A 14,900-nucleotide genomic window follows, 5' to 3' on the forward strand; every position below is an offset into this window, starting at 1 on the left:
TCACTCTCCTAATAAAATTTGTCTTACTTGGGAAATAAAATACAATGATCCGGTAATTAAAATCAAATCGTCCCCTGACACTTCTTTCAATGTATCTGATAGTGCTTCTTGCCAGTGATCATATGCTGTTAATCCCATCTCTTCATATAATTCTTTCGTACAAGCTTTTGGGTAATCAAAAGTGGTCACTTTCAAGTCTAGATTATTTACTGACTGCAATAACCCAATCATCCCTTGAATGTCTTTAGTGGTCAACGCCCCAAAAATCGTATGAATTTTTTTATCTGAAAATTCTCGTCTTAGATTGTCTACTAATACTTCCATCGCGTGATCGTTATGCGCCCCATCTAATACAATAAATGGTTCATCAGAAATTTTTTCCATACGACCAGGCCAAAATGCTTGTTGTAATCCTTTTTGATAATCACGATTAGACACTGGTAAATGAAGCATATCAGCCACCTCATTAAATGCTTCAATGGCGACACTTGCATTATCTACTTGGTGTTTTCCAACCATATTTATGGATAATTGTTTTAAATCAACTTTATCTGATTTAAAATGGAATGTTTCTCCCCAATTATCAGTCGGTTGTAAGTATTGACTATCAAAGTCAACCCCATAACGTTTGATTGGAGCATGTAATGAATTTGCTTCTTTACTAATCACATCAAATGCTTCATCTGAAACATTCCCGACAATAACTGGCCTTCCTTCTTTAATAATCCCAGCTTTTTGACTAGCAACTTGTTCAATCGTATCTCCTAAAATATCGACATGGTCTAAACCAATTGTCGTAATTACTGACACAAGTGGAGTCATCACGTTCGTACAGTCAAAACGTCCGCCCAAACCAACTTCAACTAGAACAATGTCAACTTTTTTATCAACAAAATAATCAAACATCATAGCTGTTAATACTTCAAATTCAACAGTATGAGCTAACTCAGGTACCTCATCCATCTTATCCACGATAGGTATCACTTTTTCACATAATTCAACCAACTCTTCATTAGGAATTGGTTGACCGTTAATCGCAATGCGTTCGTTAAATGATTCGATATACGGTGAGGTAAAGGTTCCAACTGTTAAGCCTTGTTGCTCCAACAGGCAACGTAAAAACGTTGTCGTTGAGCCTTTCCCATTTGTTCCACCGATATGAACAATTTTTAACTTATCTTGCGGATTGTCTAATTGTTCTAATAAATAATTGATTCGTGTTAACCCCGGACGAATACCAAACTTTGTGCGTTCATGTATCCATGAAATGATTTCTCCATACTCCATCTTGTACAGCCACCTTTATTTATTTTTTCAAAGAAGCCAGTCTTTCTTTTACAGAGGCTTGTTTTTCTAAGTAATCTTTTTGTTTCTCACGTTCTGCTGCAACAACAGCCTCTGGTGCATTTGAAACAAAACGGTCATTGCTTAATTTCTTCTCAACAAGTGCTACTTCTGACGTCCACTTATCCAACTCTTTTTCCAAACGAGCAATTTCTTCGTCAATATTGATTAAATCTTCTAATGGTAAATAGATTTCAGCTCCAGTAATCACTGCACTCATGGCTAAATCTGGTACATCAAATTCTTCTTTAATTTCTAACACTTCTGGATGACAGAAACGTTCGATATAATTAGTATTTGCTTCAAAGAAGTCTTTAACTGAATCTTTTGATGTTTTGATTAACAATGTAATTGGCTTAGACATTGGTGCACTCACTTCTGAGCGAATATTACGAACTGAGCGGATTAATTCTTTTAATACTTCCATACCTTCTGCCGCTTGTTCATCTGTCCAAACTTCATTGACAGTTGGATAAGCTGCCACTACAATTGATTCACCTTGATGTGGAATTTTTTCCCAAATTTCTTCTGTCACAAATGGCATGATTGGGTGTAGTAAACGTAAAATGTTATCTAATACATGTACTAAAATGCTACGAGTCATTTGTTTTTGTTCTTCATTTTCTCCGTAAAGGACTTCCTTACTCATCTCAATATACCAATCACAGAAATCATCCCAAATAAAGTTGTATAAATGACGACCGGCTTCCCCAAACTCAAAACGGTCAAAGAAGTTCGTTACTTTTTCAATCGTTTCATTTAGTCGAGTTAAAATCCATTTATCTGCAACAGTTTTATCACCATCAAGAGAAATATCATCATATGTCATGCCTTCAACGTTCATTAATACAAAACGAGAGGCATTCCAAATTTTATTAATGAAGTTCCAAGCAGCATCCATTTTTTCATAACTAAAACGCATGTCTTGACCTGGTGTAGAGCCATTTGATAAGAACCAACGCAACGCGTCTGCTCCGTATTGATCAATGACATCCATTGGGTCGATACCATTACCAAGAGATTTACTCATTTTACGTCCATCTTCCGCACGAATTAATCCGTGAATCAACACATTTTCAAATGGTCGTTCTTCAGTAAATTCTAAACTTTGGAAAATCATACGACTTACCCAGAAGAAAATAATGTCATAACCAGTCACTAATGTATTCGTTGGGAAATAACGTTTGAAGTCATGTGACTCCGTATCAGGCCAACCCATTGTTGAAAATGGCCAAAGAGCTGAACTAAACCAAGTATCTAATACATCTTCATCTTGATGCCAGTTTTCAACGTCTTTAGGTGCTTCTTCTCCAACATAAACTTCGCCTGTTTCATTATGATACCAAGCTGGAATACGATGTCCCCACCAAAGTTGACGAGAAATTACCCAGTCATGTACATTTTCCATCCATGTTAAGAATGTCTGATTAAAACGTGGTGGATAAAAATCAACGGCGTCATCTGTTGCTTGGTTTTCAACAGCTTTTTTCGCAAGTGGCGCCATTTTAACAAACCATTGCGTTGATAATCTTGGCTCAACCACGACTCCAGTTCGCTCAGAGTGACCAACACTATGAGTCATTTTTTCAACGCCTTTAAGTAGTCCTAACTCATCTAAATCCTTAATGACTGCTTTACGTGTAGTAAAACGATCCATACCGGCATATTTACCAGCTAAATCATTCATTGTCGCGTCATCATTCATCACGTTAATACGAGGTAAATCATGACGATTACCCACCTCAAAGTCGTTAGGGTCATGGGCTGGTGTAATTTTTACGACACCTGTTCCAAATTCCATATCAACATAATCATCAGCGACAATCGGAATTTCTTTATCCACTAATGGTAAAATCACTGTTTTACCAATTAAATGTTGATAACGTTCATCCTTAGGGTGAACGGCAACAGCTGTGTCCCCAAGCATGGTTTCTGGACGTGTTGTCGCAATTTCTAATTTTCCACTGCCATCAGCTAATGGATAATACATATGATAAAACGCGCCTTCGATGTCTTTATGAATGACTTCGATATCAGATAAAGCGGTTTTTGCTTGTGGGTCCCAATTAATAATGTACTCACCACGATAAATAAGGCCTTTATTATAAAGTGTCACAAACACTTTTTTCACCGCATCAGATAGTCCATCGTCTAAAGTAAATCTCTCTCTTGAATAGTCTAAAGATAATCCTAATTTTGCCCACTGCTCACGAATATGTCCGGCATATTCTTCTTTCCATTCTTTCGTTGTTTCGATGAATTTTTCACGACCTAAATCATATCGTGACACACCTTCACCACGTAATTTTTCTTCAACTTTCGCTTGAGTTGCAATCCCAGCATGGTCCATACCAGGTAACCATAATGTATCAAAGCCTTGCATTCTCTTTTGACGAATAATCATATCTTGCAGTGTCGTATCCCATGCATGACCTAAGTGAAGTTTTCCTGTCACGTTTGGTGGTGGTATGACAATAGAATACGCTGGTGCACTTTCATCCCCACTTGGTTTAAATAAATCTTTTTCTAGCCACTTTTTATAACGCCCTTTTTCAACAGCTTTTGGGTCAAACTTTGGCGCTAAGTTTTGTTGTTCATCTGTCATATACATTTCTCCTTATTTTTTATTTTTCAAAACAAAAAGCCCTAAAGTTATTTCTAACTTTAGGACGATTATCTCGCGGTACCACCTATCTTATAAGCATACGAATACGCTTATCTCTCTAGGTCATATAACGTTGACAATACGGTTCCCACTCCTAGGCTACCTTCATACTTTTAAATGGAAAACCTTTCAGCCAATGGATTTTCTTTCTGCAACATATCCAAGTATTACTCTTCCTATTCTTTATGGTTGTTTATGCCATTCATTTTACCTTGATAGCATCATTTCGTCAAACTTAGATTAACGCTTTTGCAGCTTCTAATGCTTTAACATAATTTGGTTCACTTGATACTTCTGGTACGATTTCTTCATATGTAATGACGCCATCTTTGTCTAACACAAAAATTGAGCGTGCTAAACGATTAATTGATGGAATTAAAATACCATATTCTTTTCCAACCACACCTTCTTCATCTCTTAACATGGTCATGTCAACTGATTCAGCTGCACACCAATTAGCTAATTGTTCTTTTGTGTTATTTGAAATCGTTAAAAAATATACGTCTTTAATTGTTGCTGCTTCTTTATTAAAGTGTTTTGTCTGTAGTGCACAAACACTAGTATCAATATCAGGTACCACACTAATAATAACTGGTTTTCCTTTTAATTCCTCTAATGAGATTACATTATCTGACAAATCTTTTAAACTAAATGTTGGAGCTTTTTCTCCCGCTTTTGGTGGTGTTCCTACTAATTCAACTGGGTTACCTTTTAATAATACTTCCATGTTGACACATCCTTTATTTAACTTTCCTTCATTATAGTGAAATAAAGTTAAATACACAAAATAGATGCTTGGAAAAACTAGATTAAATCAAGGTTTGCATGATTGTAATTTTCATCATAATAGATCAACGTTTGTAACTCCGTCGTTAAATCAATGTATTGCACTTGAACATGTGAGGGAACTTTTAACCGCTTAGGAGCAAAATTTAAAATAGCCGTCACTCCAGCTTCAACAACCTCATCAATTACTTGTTGTGCTTTGCTACTAGGCACAGTCATAATAACTGTTGTAATACCTTCTTTTTTTACAATGTTTTTTAACTCACTCATATCTTTTACAACAATTCCATTAATTTTTTCACCAACAATTTCAGGATTTGCATCAAATGCCGCCACAATATTTAAATTTGTATCTCGTCTAAAATTATTTTTTATTAATGCTTTACCTAAATTTCCAGATCCAACTAATGCAATGCGTTTTTCAATATCTGTTTTTAATATCTCACTAAAAACTTCTATTAAGTATGGCACATCATAACCATAGCCACTTCGTCCCAACTCCCCAAAGTGAGAAAAATCTCGCCTAATAGTTGCTGATGGAATTTGAATCATTTTACTAAACTCGTTTGATTTAATACGTTTTACACCTGTTTCATCTAATGTTTTTAAATACCTAAAATAAAGTGGAATACGTTTTGTTGTTGCTTTAGGGACCATTTTCATATTTTTGTGTTCTTCCACAGTCCATCCCTCCTAAAGAATTGTGATTATTTTCACATTTAGTGTATCATTTTTCACAATCTTTTTCAATGACTATCCAGCAATATTATTCCAAACCTTGTTCAGTATTTTCGATATTTTTCATTAATATACTATCTATTGAACGTTTAATAGCTTCTAATCGATTATTTTCAATAACGTCATCTACAATAATTACATTCTCTAAGTCGTGATAAAAGAGGTGGTTCGTTATCACCATATCTACTTTATTCAAAGAATCTCTTGTTTCTTTACTATTAAATAATGTCTTTTCATATTCTAATCCTACAATTTTAATTTTAGCTTGAAATGTTCAATTTTAAAATATAGCTTAAAATCTTGGCATGATTTTTCTCTAAAGTTGTCGAGACCACGATTGAAACAGCTTTAATTTTAGTAAGACTCTCAAATACCTTATAATTACAATACCTAAAGGCTCGACTAATCAATAAAGGGGCATAAAAACGAATCCAAGGAGTATTTATTTCTAATTCTTTTAAACTCTGGGATACAATATCATAAAAAATTGGATACTGTAATTTAATAGATTTATCATTTAATTCACTTCATAAATTAACCAAATTTAGTTGATAAAGATAGACATCATTTATAAAAGAAACGTAGGCTAATTCTTTTTTATTTCCTCCTGATGAGCATTGTGACGATCTAAAGCAACGACTGTTGCTGTTGTACTTAATCTTAAAATAGCAACTAAAATAGCTGCTATACTCAATCGTTTTTTAACGACTATTTTCCCAGTTTTTATGACGTTAGTTGAACAGATGGACTGACTAGATGATTGTCTATGTTTTCTTTTTTTACGTTTCTTTTTTAATTTTATATTATTTAAATTTTCTGGTTGTATTTTATTAGTCATCCTTATATGCCCCTTTTTTGAATTTATTGTTACTTACAAAATGAGTATATGATGCTTTTAATTTGTTTAATGTTCAAAAATAACTAAAAAGGTAACCAAAAATTGACTAAAAATAAAAGTCCAGCTCATTTATCACCAATGAATCTTATTGTACACAAGTTTCTAATTTATCCCATATTAGTATCGTCATCTTTTATTTTATTGAAACAAAATTTTGACCTATTTATAATCATGTTGTCTATACTTATGAATTTTTCACAAACTATCTCATTAAGATCAAAATAAAAAGAGTTAGTAACGTTTAGCTCCTAACTCTTTTTATTTTATACTATTTGACAAAATTAACTCATTTCCTGTTCAATTTTTTCTAACCATTTTGTTGTTCCCTTATTTATCAACTCATAAGTTAAATCAAAATCTCCGGTGTAATAAGGATCTGGTATCATTTTTTTATCCAATCCAACTTCTTCTGATAATAATAAATGAATTTTATATAATGATTCAATATCAGGTGATAATCCTTCTAAATCTCGAATATTATTTTCATCCATTCCTATAATGTAATCAAACTGATGAAAATCATCAGAAGAAATTTTTTGAGCATGTAATCCCTCACATGATAAACCGACTTCTTTCAATTTCTCTTGTGTGCCTTTATGTGGAGCGTCTCCATCATTCCAGCTCCCAGTTGCTCTGGAAGAAACCTCAATAACATCAGACAACCCTTTATTTTTTACCTTATCTTTAAATATTACCTCTGCCATAGGTGAACGACAAATATTACCTAAACAAACAAATAATACTTTTTTCATCCTTTGTCCCCCTTATTCAAAAATAAAAAGCCTTAGGTCTACTAGGCTCTATATCTTTCTTATCCTATTAATTCTTCTTCATTTTCATGAAATAATACTTCTACTGAATGTGTTAAAATATCTGTATAACTATACGACACACGTTCAAAAGCATTTTCATCTTGATCTAGTTGTACAATAAAAACTGATGGATATAACTCAGCTAATACTCCATGACGCTCAGTCTGCTTTTTACGACCCGTTTGAGCGACTAACTTTATTCTACTACCGACTTTATGTTCTAATTCTTCTTTTATGGTGGAGATACTTAAAGACATTTTATTCACCTCTTACGTCAAGTATATCATAGACGAACAAAAAAGACAAATTTTACCATAATCGTTTTTATTTATCAATAGTATTTTCATTTTTTCAAAGAATAATTAAACATTTTTAATAAGAGAGATAAGCACTTTTATATTTTTATGAGTTAATATAGTGATGAACAAACTTTTTCTTAATTCGAGTTAAGGCCCTTTTTTCTTTTAACATCTTACATTCCTGTTCTAATGTATATTTTACGAACACTTGACGTTCATAATCAGATAATGATTCTGCAAAAAGAAACACATTTTCTTTATAAAATATATATTTGATGGTTTCTAGTGGGCGATTTTCAATCACATGAGATACCATGTCAATATCCCCTCCACAAGTGATGCACTCTTTATCTACTCTTCTTTTATGAGCTTCTTGTCTCCTTATCAATGAAAATATATGATTTTTAAAATTCATTCGAAAGTAACTACCAAACGTTGCTCCTCGTTTAACATCATATGTTTGTAAGGACTTGAAACATACGATTCTTCCTTCTTGCAACCAATCATCTGTCTCATAATGGTATAAATGATATACTTTCTTCGAACGATAAACAATAGGTTTGTATGTTTCAAAAATATAGTCAAACGAATAGGAACATCCCTTTACGGCACGTTCCTTTAATAAGTCAAAAATATCTTCTCTCATAATCATAAATCTCCTTATTCTTTTGAAAGCGTTATCTCTCCTCCTTGTTATTATAACACCCCTTTTTTTATAATAATTTGTTATTTTTATTAAAAAAATATGAATTTTTTGTTATCATTTAGATATTTTTAGAGCTATTCATCCATATTATTCCTCTATTTTTTTTATTTCATAACTTAATGTATTATTAACTGAATCATGCTTAATAGTTATTTTTTCATTTGTCTCACTAAATGGACCAATTGTAAATATTTCATACTGATCATCTAAAATCTCAGCATCTTTAAAGTAATTTGAAAAAACGTCACGAAATCGTTGCATTTTAGATAATTTCGCCATTGCTTTTTCATGTGCCATGGACAATTTATATCCACTATCCAGATATTCTTTAATCAGTTCTACTTTAATAATCTCACTTAGCTTATATGACCTTGGGCTATTAGGATCCGGCTGAATGGATTGGATGTATCCTTTTTTTTCCCAATATCTTAACTGTCTAGTCGTTGTCTCAGTTTTTTTTGTTAATTCACTGATTCCCATACGAATATCTTCTTGTTCTATCCAGTCTTTAAATTTAGATACCATAATAATTACCCTACTTTCCATAAAAAGGTTAACTACATCAATATACACGCACTTAACAGATGTGTCAACATTGTTGACAATGGCGTCAGAGACGTGTATATTGTTTTACTGTTATAAAAATAATTTTTAGGAGGATTATTATATGGAAAACTTACAACCCGTTGATATTCATGGGAACACATATAAACGCAGCTTACTCGTTTCGGTACTTTTAATTGGAACTTTCTGTACTGTTTTAAATCAAACTTTACTAACAACAGCCTTTCCAACTTTAATGAAAGAATTCGATGTATCTGCTGCTACCATTCAATGGCTCACAACTGGATTTTTATTAGTTAATGGGATTATGATTCCTATATCAGCTTGGTTAATGAATAAATTTAATTCAAAAAATTTATATATTGGGGCTATGAGTATTTTCTTAGTCGGGACCATTCTTTGTGCGATTGCACCAACTTTTTCCATGATATTGACTGGTAGACTCGTTCAGGCTGCTGGTGTTGGCGTATCTATGCCTTTAATGCAAAACATTATGCTAAATATTTTCCCACCTGAAAAACGTGGAGCGGCCATGGGTGGCGCTGGTATTGTTATTGGGCTAGCTCCTGCTTTAGGGCCAACTCTTTCAGGCTATATCATTGATCATTATGTCTGGCGTGATTTATTTTATATGGTTATTCCTATTGTTTTATTAGTTATTATTTTGTCGTTTTTTGCAATGAAAAGCGTATTGGAGTTATCAAATCCTGCTATTGATGTGTTATCTATTTGTTTATCTACTTTAGGGTTTGGTTCACTACTTTATGGATTTTCTAGTGTTGGAAATGATGGATGGGGTAGTACTAAAGTATTAAGCTTTTTAGCAGTCGGCGTCATTACTTTAATTATTTTCACTTGGAGACAATTAACTATCGAGACTCCTTTCTTAGAGCTAAGAGTATTTAAATCAAAAACTTATACGATTGCTACCATACTTGCAAGTTTAGCTAATATGGCAATGATTGGAGCCGAAATGGTTTTACCTTTATATATTCAAAATATTCGAGGTGAATCAGCTTTTCACTCTGGTTTAATGTTACTCCCTGGCGCATTAGTTATGGGAATTATGATGCCCGTAACTGGTCGTATTTTTGATAAACATGGAGCAAAACGTTTAGGTATCATGGGAATGTTTTTACTGACAAGTGCGACAATTCCTTTTATGTTCCTAACTGAAACAACTCCTGTAATTTATATTATGACGTTATACGCGGTACGTATGTTTGGTATTTCTATGGTAATGATGCCTCTCACTACACTAGGTATGAACTCTTTACCAAAACATCTCATTACACATGGAACAGCTGTTAATAGTACACTACGTCAAGTTGCTAGTTCTGTTGGAACGGCTATTTTAATCAGTGTTCTTACAAACAAAACTAAGAATTCTTTACCTGATAAATCACTTTTAAAATCAGCGCCTCTTGAGTACAAAGAATTAGCAACTAATGCCACTTTAACAGGTTATCATGCTGCATTTTTAGTAGCAGTTCTATTTGGAATAATAGGTTTATTGATTACTTTCTTCATTCATGAAAACATCAAAAAAACTGCTCAAAGTCAGGAGGTTATCTCATGATAGTTATCTTAGTTATTCTTAGCGCCTTATTATTTGCCTTTACATTTATTTTTGCCAAATCAACATGGCACTATACCTTGGCTGTCGTATTTGGGATCTTATTTATTGGAAGTATCACTCTAATGGGAATGAACTATTCACATCATTTTGGGATGAAAGAAGAAAAAACACTAAAAGAAATTTCTATTGTAAGTTCAACTGACAATGACCAAATGAATATATTACTTTATCAACCATTAGGAACTAGTGATGAAAAAATTTATTTATATAAAACAAACCCCTCTCAAAAAAAACTTACCCAAACTGGGACTAACCATGTAACCAATATTATTAAAACAAGCGACGATAATAAAGCCTTACTGAAAACTGAGACTACTCGTTGGGTATATAAAAGCTCTATGTATCAAATGCTTTTTGGTATGTCTGGTAATAACAGGGAATATATTTCAAAAGAAAATATTTTCTACATTCCAAAAGACTGGTTAGAGTTAAGCACAGATCAAGCAAAAAAACTTGGAGAAGAGATGGCTAGTAAAAAAGACTCATTAGAAATCGAAATGACAAACTATGTTTCTTCTAGATTAAAAGAATCTATCGCTAAAGATCCTACTTTAGCAACAAATAAAGACAAACAATCTAAGTTATCACAAGCCTATGCAGCAGAATATCAACGAAAAATAATGTCTGATATGATTAAAGACATAACCAAATAAAAAAAAGAACGATTATCTTTAAACAGATAATCGTCCTTTTTTGGTCTATTACGATTTAATTTTTCCTCTTTACTTCAAATTGAAATCTATATTATGATAATAAAAATCATATTGTTAAAGGAGATATATTATGAAAAAATTTTTTAATAATCAAGAAAACAAACAATTAACTGTTAATGCTATTATTTTTTTATTTGCTGTTATTTTACTTAGTTTAAGCATTATTTTTTATTTGATTGGCTTATTTGCTCACCCACAATTAGAAAACTTTTTTGCAGACGTATCTAGTATTCTTTTTACTGGCTCAGTCGCAACTGGTATATTATATTTGGTTAAAATAACGTTTGATTCACTTATGCGTTCTGCCAAAAAATAAAAAATGACTCGTTACCATAATAAAGGTAACGGGTCATTTTGTTTAATGATACATTAACTCATCAAATAATTCTTTTAATGTTTGAACTTGTTCTTGATTCCATGGACTATTTCGTCTTAAATTTTGGTACTTATAATCTTGTGTATCAGTTTTAATTTCTTTTTCCATTTCTTTAATTGAATTAAACAGTTCCCTTGCTGAAACACGTAACGCACCTTGAGAAAAAACCACCCACTGCTCTGCCAAATCACTTGTTGCTACACGAACAGTTGATAAAGCATTCATTTTATTAGGAACTTCCCGTTCAATATATGTGTCTGCTGTTTCTTCTTCTTTTGTAAAAATAACTGTTAAACCATACTTATCATACGTCTGTTGAATACCTGGAACAAGTTGGGCATCAAATACAACGATGATTTCGATTCCTTTATATTTAGCATAATTCGATAGAATAAATAATAACTGATCTCTCGCATCTCCTAATTTATCTAGCTTTTTTAAGCGATTTAATTCAGGCCAAGCACCAATCATATTATAACCATCGACAAAAAGGACTTGATGTTTTAATTTTCGTGTCATATGATGCCCTCCATTGTTTATCTTCTCTTTCTATATACTTCATACATTAACAAGCCAGCTGCAACACTCGCATTTAAACTTTGTACGTGACCTTCTATTGGAATAGTAATCATTTCATCGACCTCTTTTTTGAGCGCTTGCCCCATCCCTTTTCCTTCATTACCAATAATTAAAGCAATGTCGCCTGAAACATTCCAATGGGTGTAGTCTGTCCCTTCCATATCTGTTCCAAATACCCAAATATTTTCTTTTTTTAGTTCCTTAACTGTTTGCGAAAGGTTTGTCACTCGTGAAATAGGAATGTGTTCTACCGCCCCAGTAGAAGTTTTCACTACCACTGGTGTCACTCCGACTGCACGATGTTTTGGAATGATAACGCCATCAACATTTACCGCGTCAGCTGTCCGTAAAATTGAACCTAAGTTATGTGGATCCATAATACTATCTAAAATTAAGAAAAAACGATTTTCTTTTTCTTTTGTTTTTTCCAATAATTCTGATAACGATAGATATTCATATGGGGTGATTTTTAAGACAATCCCTTGATGATTTAATCCATCTACCATTTCATCCAATTTAGATTTTGGTACCCATTTGATAGAAACTATTTTTTCTTGAGCCAACTGTTTAATTTCTTCAATTTTATTTCCTTTAATGTCTTCTTGTAAAAATAGTTTATTCCCTCGATTAGCTTGCAGCGCTTCTATTGTCGCATGTTTTCCTAACACCACATCATCCATTTCTGGTGTTGGTACATCTGCTTCTTGTTGATGTTTTTTATCAAATTTTGGGCGTTGTCTGTCTGGTTTGCGTTTATTTTGTGGTTTTCTCATTATTTTTTTCTCCTATTGTTTGAATACACCATGCAATGACTTCTTCTAAACGTTTCTTTTGTTCTGTTAAGTGTAAATATCCCATCAATGCTTCAAAACCTGTAGATGATCGATACACAGCAACCGACGTATTTTTGGCACTTGTGTGGCTTTTGGCATTGCGGCCACGTCGATACATATCTTGTTCTTCATCATTTAAAAGTCCTTGTTCCATCATTTGTTCAATCAAATAATGTTGCGCTTTAGCTGATACATAGTGTGTTGCTAAACGGTGTAATTGATTCGGGCGAGTTTGCCCACTTTTCACTAAATAATCACGGATGTATGTTTCATATATAGCATCCCCCACATAAGCAAGAGTTAATCCACTTAGTAAGGTATAATCTTTTTCATTTGTCATTCACTTCTACTCCATCTTGTTCCTTGAGGGGTATCTTCTAAAATAATCCCTTGTTCTTTTAATAAATCACGTATCTCATCACTTCTAGCAAAGTTTTTTTCTTTACGTGCCGTATTTCTCTCAGAAATTAACGCATCAATATCTTCATCTAATAAATCCTCGCTACTAGCTAGTTCAATACCAAAAATAAGCACTAATTTTTCTAGCGTTTCTTGATAGGCAGATATAACTTCTTTAGAAACCGTCTCTTCTTCTAAGTAACGATTTAAGTGTTTCACTAACTGATAAACTACTGTAATACCATTTGCGGCATTAAAATCATCATCCATCTCTGTAACAAATTCCATCATCAAAGTAGATAATTCTTTTAACCAATCATGATCGTTTTCTAAAGAATCAACTGACGTTTCTAATCGGAAACTCGCATTATTGTAACTACTTTTAATACGTCCTAAATTAGTCGTTGCTTCTTTAATTGTTGTTTCATTGAAAGGCATTGGTCGACGATAATGTGTCGTTGACAAAGCGAAACGTACCACTTCTGGTGACACGTCTTTCATCAAATCATGTGCGGTAATAAAGTTACCAAGTGATTTACTCATTTTCTCACCTGATTCACCGACTGTTAAATAAGCGTTATGCATCCAATAATGAGCAAATGTCTGATCAGTTTTTGCTTCACTTTGAGCAATTTCATTTTCGTGATGAGGAAATTCTAAGTCTTGACCACCTGCGTGGATGTCTATTGTATCACCTAAATGTTTTGTTGCCATCACAGAGCACTCAATGTGCCATCCTGGACGGCCTTTTCCCCATGGAGAATCCCATGAAACCTCATGCTCTTTTGCTTCTTTCCATAAAGCAAAATCTAATGGATCTTCTTTTTTAGCTGATTCATCACCAGTTCTTTGACTAGCCCCAATTTCCAATTCGTCAATGCTTTTATTACTTAACTTTCCATAAGGTTTAAATAGTCGTGTGCGGTAATACACATCTCCTTGTGACTCGTAAGCATAACCTTTATCAATTAAAACAGAAACAAAGTCAATGATATCATCAATATGGTCAACGACACGTGGGTGCAAGCAAGCTGGTTGCACGTTTAATTTACCCGTGTCTTCTTTAAAAGCCTCTATATATTTATCTGCTAATTCTTTCGTTGAAATTCCTTCTTGGTTAGCCGTCTTAATGATTTTATCATCCACATCTGTAAAGTTTGAGACATAATTAACCTTATATCCTCTAAACTCAAAATAACGTCTAACTGTATCAAAAGCGACTGTACTTCTAGCATTTCCTATATGAATGTAATTATAAACAGTCGGACCGCACAAATACATGCTCACTTCATTTGGTTTAATTGGTACAAAATTTTCTTTTTTTCGACTTAATGTATTATATATCTGTATTCCCATATACTTGCTCCTCTCATAGATAAAAAAGAACGTCTTTTAACAAATTGTTTGTTAAAAGACGTTCTCACGTGGTTCCACTTTTCTTCATTCACTTGATACAGTGAATCTTTTTGATAACATAACGTCTATCACACGAGACAAGCTACTTACTTCACTTATCCTACTCAAAGAGGCACTTCACTGATAAATTAAC

General features: G+C 33.2%; 17 protein-coding genes and 2 other annotated features (1 of these 19 cut by a window edge). Of the genes, 3 read left to right on the plus strand and 14 right to left on the minus strand.

Features of this window, described 5'->3' with window-relative positions; translation table 11 throughout:
• From MN187_RS08500 to MN187_RS08545, 10 genes are all read right to left on the minus strand, one after another.
• Positions 1-1,287, minus strand: coding sequence for a bifunctional folylpolyglutamate synthase/dihydrofolate synthase (locus tag MN187_RS08500; RefSeq protein ID WP_117973380.1), 1,287 nt, complete (start codon positions 1,285-1,287; stop codon positions 1-3).
• A gap of 19 nt (positions 1,288-1,306) precedes the next feature.
• Positions 1,307-3,949 (minus strand): valine--tRNA ligase, encoded by a 2,643-nt coding sequence (locus tag MN187_RS08505; protein WP_117973381.1) that lies wholly within the window; start codon positions 3,947-3,949, stop codon positions 1,307-1,309.
• Positions 3,950-4,006: 57 nt separating this feature from the next.
• Positions 4,007-4,202, minus strand: a binding site (T-box leader).
• 42 nt (positions 4,203-4,244) lie between these two features.
• Entirely contained in the window at positions 4,245-4,736 is a 492-nt protein-coding gene (gene tpx, locus MN187_RS08510) for a thiol peroxidase (RefSeq protein WP_117973382.1), read from the minus strand.
• A gap of 77 nt (positions 4,737-4,813) precedes the next feature.
• A complete protein-coding gene (locus tag MN187_RS08515; RefSeq protein ID WP_117973439.1) occupies positions 4,814-5,458 on the minus strand; it encodes a redox-sensing transcriptional repressor Rex in 645 nt (214 codons plus the stop codon).
• Positions 5,459-5,561: 103 nt separating this feature from the next.
• Positions 5,562-5,729 carry a hypothetical protein gene (locus MN187_RS08520; protein ID WP_158559450.1) on the minus strand — a complete coding sequence of 56 codons (168 nt, stop codon included), beginning with the start codon at positions 5,727-5,729 and terminating at the stop codon, positions 5,562-5,564.
• A 390-nt stretch (positions 5,730-6,119) separates the two neighbouring features.
• On the minus strand, positions 6,120-6,371 hold the full coding sequence (locus MN187_RS08525; RefSeq protein WP_117973383.1) for a hypothetical protein: 252 nt from the start codon (positions 6,369-6,371) through the stop codon (positions 6,120-6,122).
• 341 nt (positions 6,372-6,712) lie between these two features.
• A complete protein-coding gene (locus tag MN187_RS08530; RefSeq protein WP_242093829.1) occupies positions 6,713-7,183 on the minus strand; it encodes a low molecular weight protein-tyrosine-phosphatase in 471 nt (156 codons plus the stop codon).
• A 59-nt stretch (positions 7,184-7,242) separates the two neighbouring features.
• On the minus strand, positions 7,243-7,500 hold the full coding sequence (locus MN187_RS08535) for a Veg family protein (protein ID WP_117973385.1): 258 nt from the start codon (positions 7,498-7,500) through the stop codon (positions 7,243-7,245).
• 145 nt (positions 7,501-7,645) lie between these two features.
• Entirely contained in the window at positions 7,646-8,188 is a 543-nt protein-coding gene (locus MN187_RS08540) for a sigma-70 family RNA polymerase sigma factor (protein ID WP_117973386.1), read from the minus strand.
• A 147-nt stretch (positions 8,189-8,335) separates the two neighbouring features.
• Positions 8,336-8,773: a MerR family transcriptional regulator gene (locus MN187_RS08545; protein ID WP_117973387.1), complete on the minus strand. Its 438-nt coding sequence runs from the start codon at positions 8,771-8,773 to the stop codon at positions 8,336-8,338.
• A 142-nt stretch (positions 8,774-8,915) separates the two neighbouring features.
• Between MN187_RS08545 and MN187_RS08550 the strand changes: the two genes are divergently transcribed.
• The 3 genes from MN187_RS08550 (at position 8,916) to MN187_RS08560 (ending at position 11,480) form a co-directional block, all read left to right on the plus strand.
• Complete coding sequence (locus MN187_RS08550) at positions 8,916-10,391, plus strand: MDR family MFS transporter (RefSeq protein ID WP_242093831.1); 1,476 nt, start codon at positions 8,916-8,918, stop codon at positions 10,389-10,391.
• Positions 10,388-11,104: a DUF4811 domain-containing protein gene (locus MN187_RS08555; protein ID WP_242093834.1), complete on the plus strand. Its 717-nt coding sequence runs from the start codon at positions 10,388-10,390 to the stop codon at positions 11,102-11,104. Before MN187_RS08550 ends, MN187_RS08555 begins: the two co-directional genes overlap by 4 nt.
• A gap of 130 nt (positions 11,105-11,234) precedes the next feature.
• Complete coding sequence (locus MN187_RS08560; RefSeq protein WP_117973390.1) at positions 11,235-11,480, plus strand: hypothetical protein; 246 nt, start codon at positions 11,235-11,237, stop codon at positions 11,478-11,480.
• A gap of 42 nt (positions 11,481-11,522) precedes the next feature.
• On the opposite strand, the gene MN187_RS08565 is transcribed toward MN187_RS08560, so the two are convergent.
• From MN187_RS08565 to cysS, 4 genes are read right to left on the minus strand one after another with little or no spacing between them, the layout of a single operon-like run.
• Positions 11,523-12,059 carry an NYN domain-containing protein gene (locus MN187_RS08565; protein WP_117973391.1) on the minus strand — a complete coding sequence of 179 codons (537 nt, stop codon included), beginning with the start codon at positions 12,057-12,059 and terminating at the stop codon, positions 11,523-11,525.
• Positions 12,060-12,076: 17 nt separating this feature from the next.
• A complete protein-coding gene (gene rlmB, locus MN187_RS08570; protein WP_241699500.1) occupies positions 12,077-12,892 on the minus strand; it encodes a 23S rRNA (guanosine(2251)-2'-O)-methyltransferase RlmB in 816 nt (271 codons plus the stop codon).
• Positions 12,873-13,292 (minus strand): Mini-ribonuclease 3, encoded by a 420-nt coding sequence (locus MN187_RS08575; protein WP_117973393.1) that lies wholly within the window; start codon positions 13,290-13,292, stop codon positions 12,873-12,875. Before MN187_RS08575 ends, rlmB begins: the two co-directional genes overlap by 20 nt.
• Positions 13,289-14,707 carry a cysteine--tRNA ligase gene (cysS, locus tag MN187_RS08580; RefSeq protein ID WP_117973394.1) on the minus strand — a complete coding sequence of 473 codons (1,419 nt, stop codon included), beginning with the start codon at positions 14,705-14,707 and terminating at the stop codon, positions 13,289-13,291. Before cysS ends, MN187_RS08575 begins: the two co-directional genes overlap by 4 nt.
• 51 nt (positions 14,708-14,758) lie before the next feature.
• Positions 14,759-14,900, minus strand: a binding site (T-box leader); it runs 69 nt beyond the window's last position.

Source organism: Vagococcus sp. CY52-2 (assembly GCF_022655055.1).
Lineage (GTDB): Bacteria > Bacillota > Bacilli > Lactobacillales > Vagococcaceae > Vagococcus.

Coding starts and splice junctions, on each gene's coding strand:
- MN187_RS08500 (WP_117973380.1), bottom strand. CDS start 1,287: ATGGAGTATGGAGAAATCATTTCATGGATACATGAACGCACAAAGTTT.
- MN187_RS08505 (WP_117973381.1), bottom strand. CDS start 3,949: ATGACAGATGAACAACAAAACTTAGCGCCAAAGTTTGACCCAAAAGCT.
- tpx (WP_117973382.1), bottom strand. CDS start 4,736: ATGGAAGTATTATTAAAAGGTAACCCAGTTGAATTAGTAGGAACACCA.
- MN187_RS08515 (WP_117973439.1), bottom strand. CDS start 5,458: ATGAAAATGGTCCCTAAAGCAACAACAAAACGTATTCCACTTTATTTT.
- MN187_RS08525 (WP_117973383.1), bottom strand. CDS start 6,371: ATGACTAATAAAATACAACCAGAAAATTTAAATAATATAAAATTAAAA.
- MN187_RS08530 (WP_242093829.1), bottom strand. CDS start 7,183: ATGAAAAAAGTATTATTTGTTTGTTTAGGTAATATTTGTCGTTCACCT.
- MN187_RS08535 (WP_117973385.1), bottom strand. CDS start 7,500: ATGTCTTTAAGTATCTCCACCATAAAAGAAGAATTAGAACATAAAGTC.
- MN187_RS08540 (WP_117973386.1), bottom strand. CDS start 8,188: ATGAGAGAAGATATTTTTGACTTATTAAAGGAACGTGCCGTAAAGGGA.
- MN187_RS08545 (WP_117973387.1), bottom strand. CDS start 8,773: ATGGTATCTAAATTTAAAGACTGGATAGAACAAGAAGATATTCGTATG.
- MN187_RS08550 (WP_242093831.1), top strand. CDS start 8,916: ATGGAAAACTTACAACCCGTTGATATTCATGGGAACACATATAAACGC.
- MN187_RS08555 (WP_242093834.1), top strand. CDS start 10,388: ATGATAGTTATCTTAGTTATTCTTAGCGCCTTATTATTTGCCTTTACA.
- MN187_RS08560 (WP_117973390.1), top strand. CDS start 11,235: ATGAAAAAATTTTTTAATAATCAAGAAAACAAACAATTAACTGTTAAT.
- MN187_RS08565 (WP_117973391.1), bottom strand. CDS start 12,059: ATGACACGAAAATTAAAACATCAAGTCCTTTTTGTCGATGGTTATAAT.
- rlmB (WP_241699500.1), bottom strand. CDS start 12,892: ATGAGAAAACCACAAAATAAACGCAAACCAGACAGACAACGCCCAAAA.
- MN187_RS08575 (WP_117973393.1), bottom strand. CDS start 13,292: ATGACAAATGAAAAAGATTATACCTTACTAAGTGGATTAACTCTTGCT.
- cysS (WP_117973394.1), bottom strand. CDS start 14,707: ATGGGAATACAGATATATAATACATTAAGTCGAAAAAAAGAAAATTTT.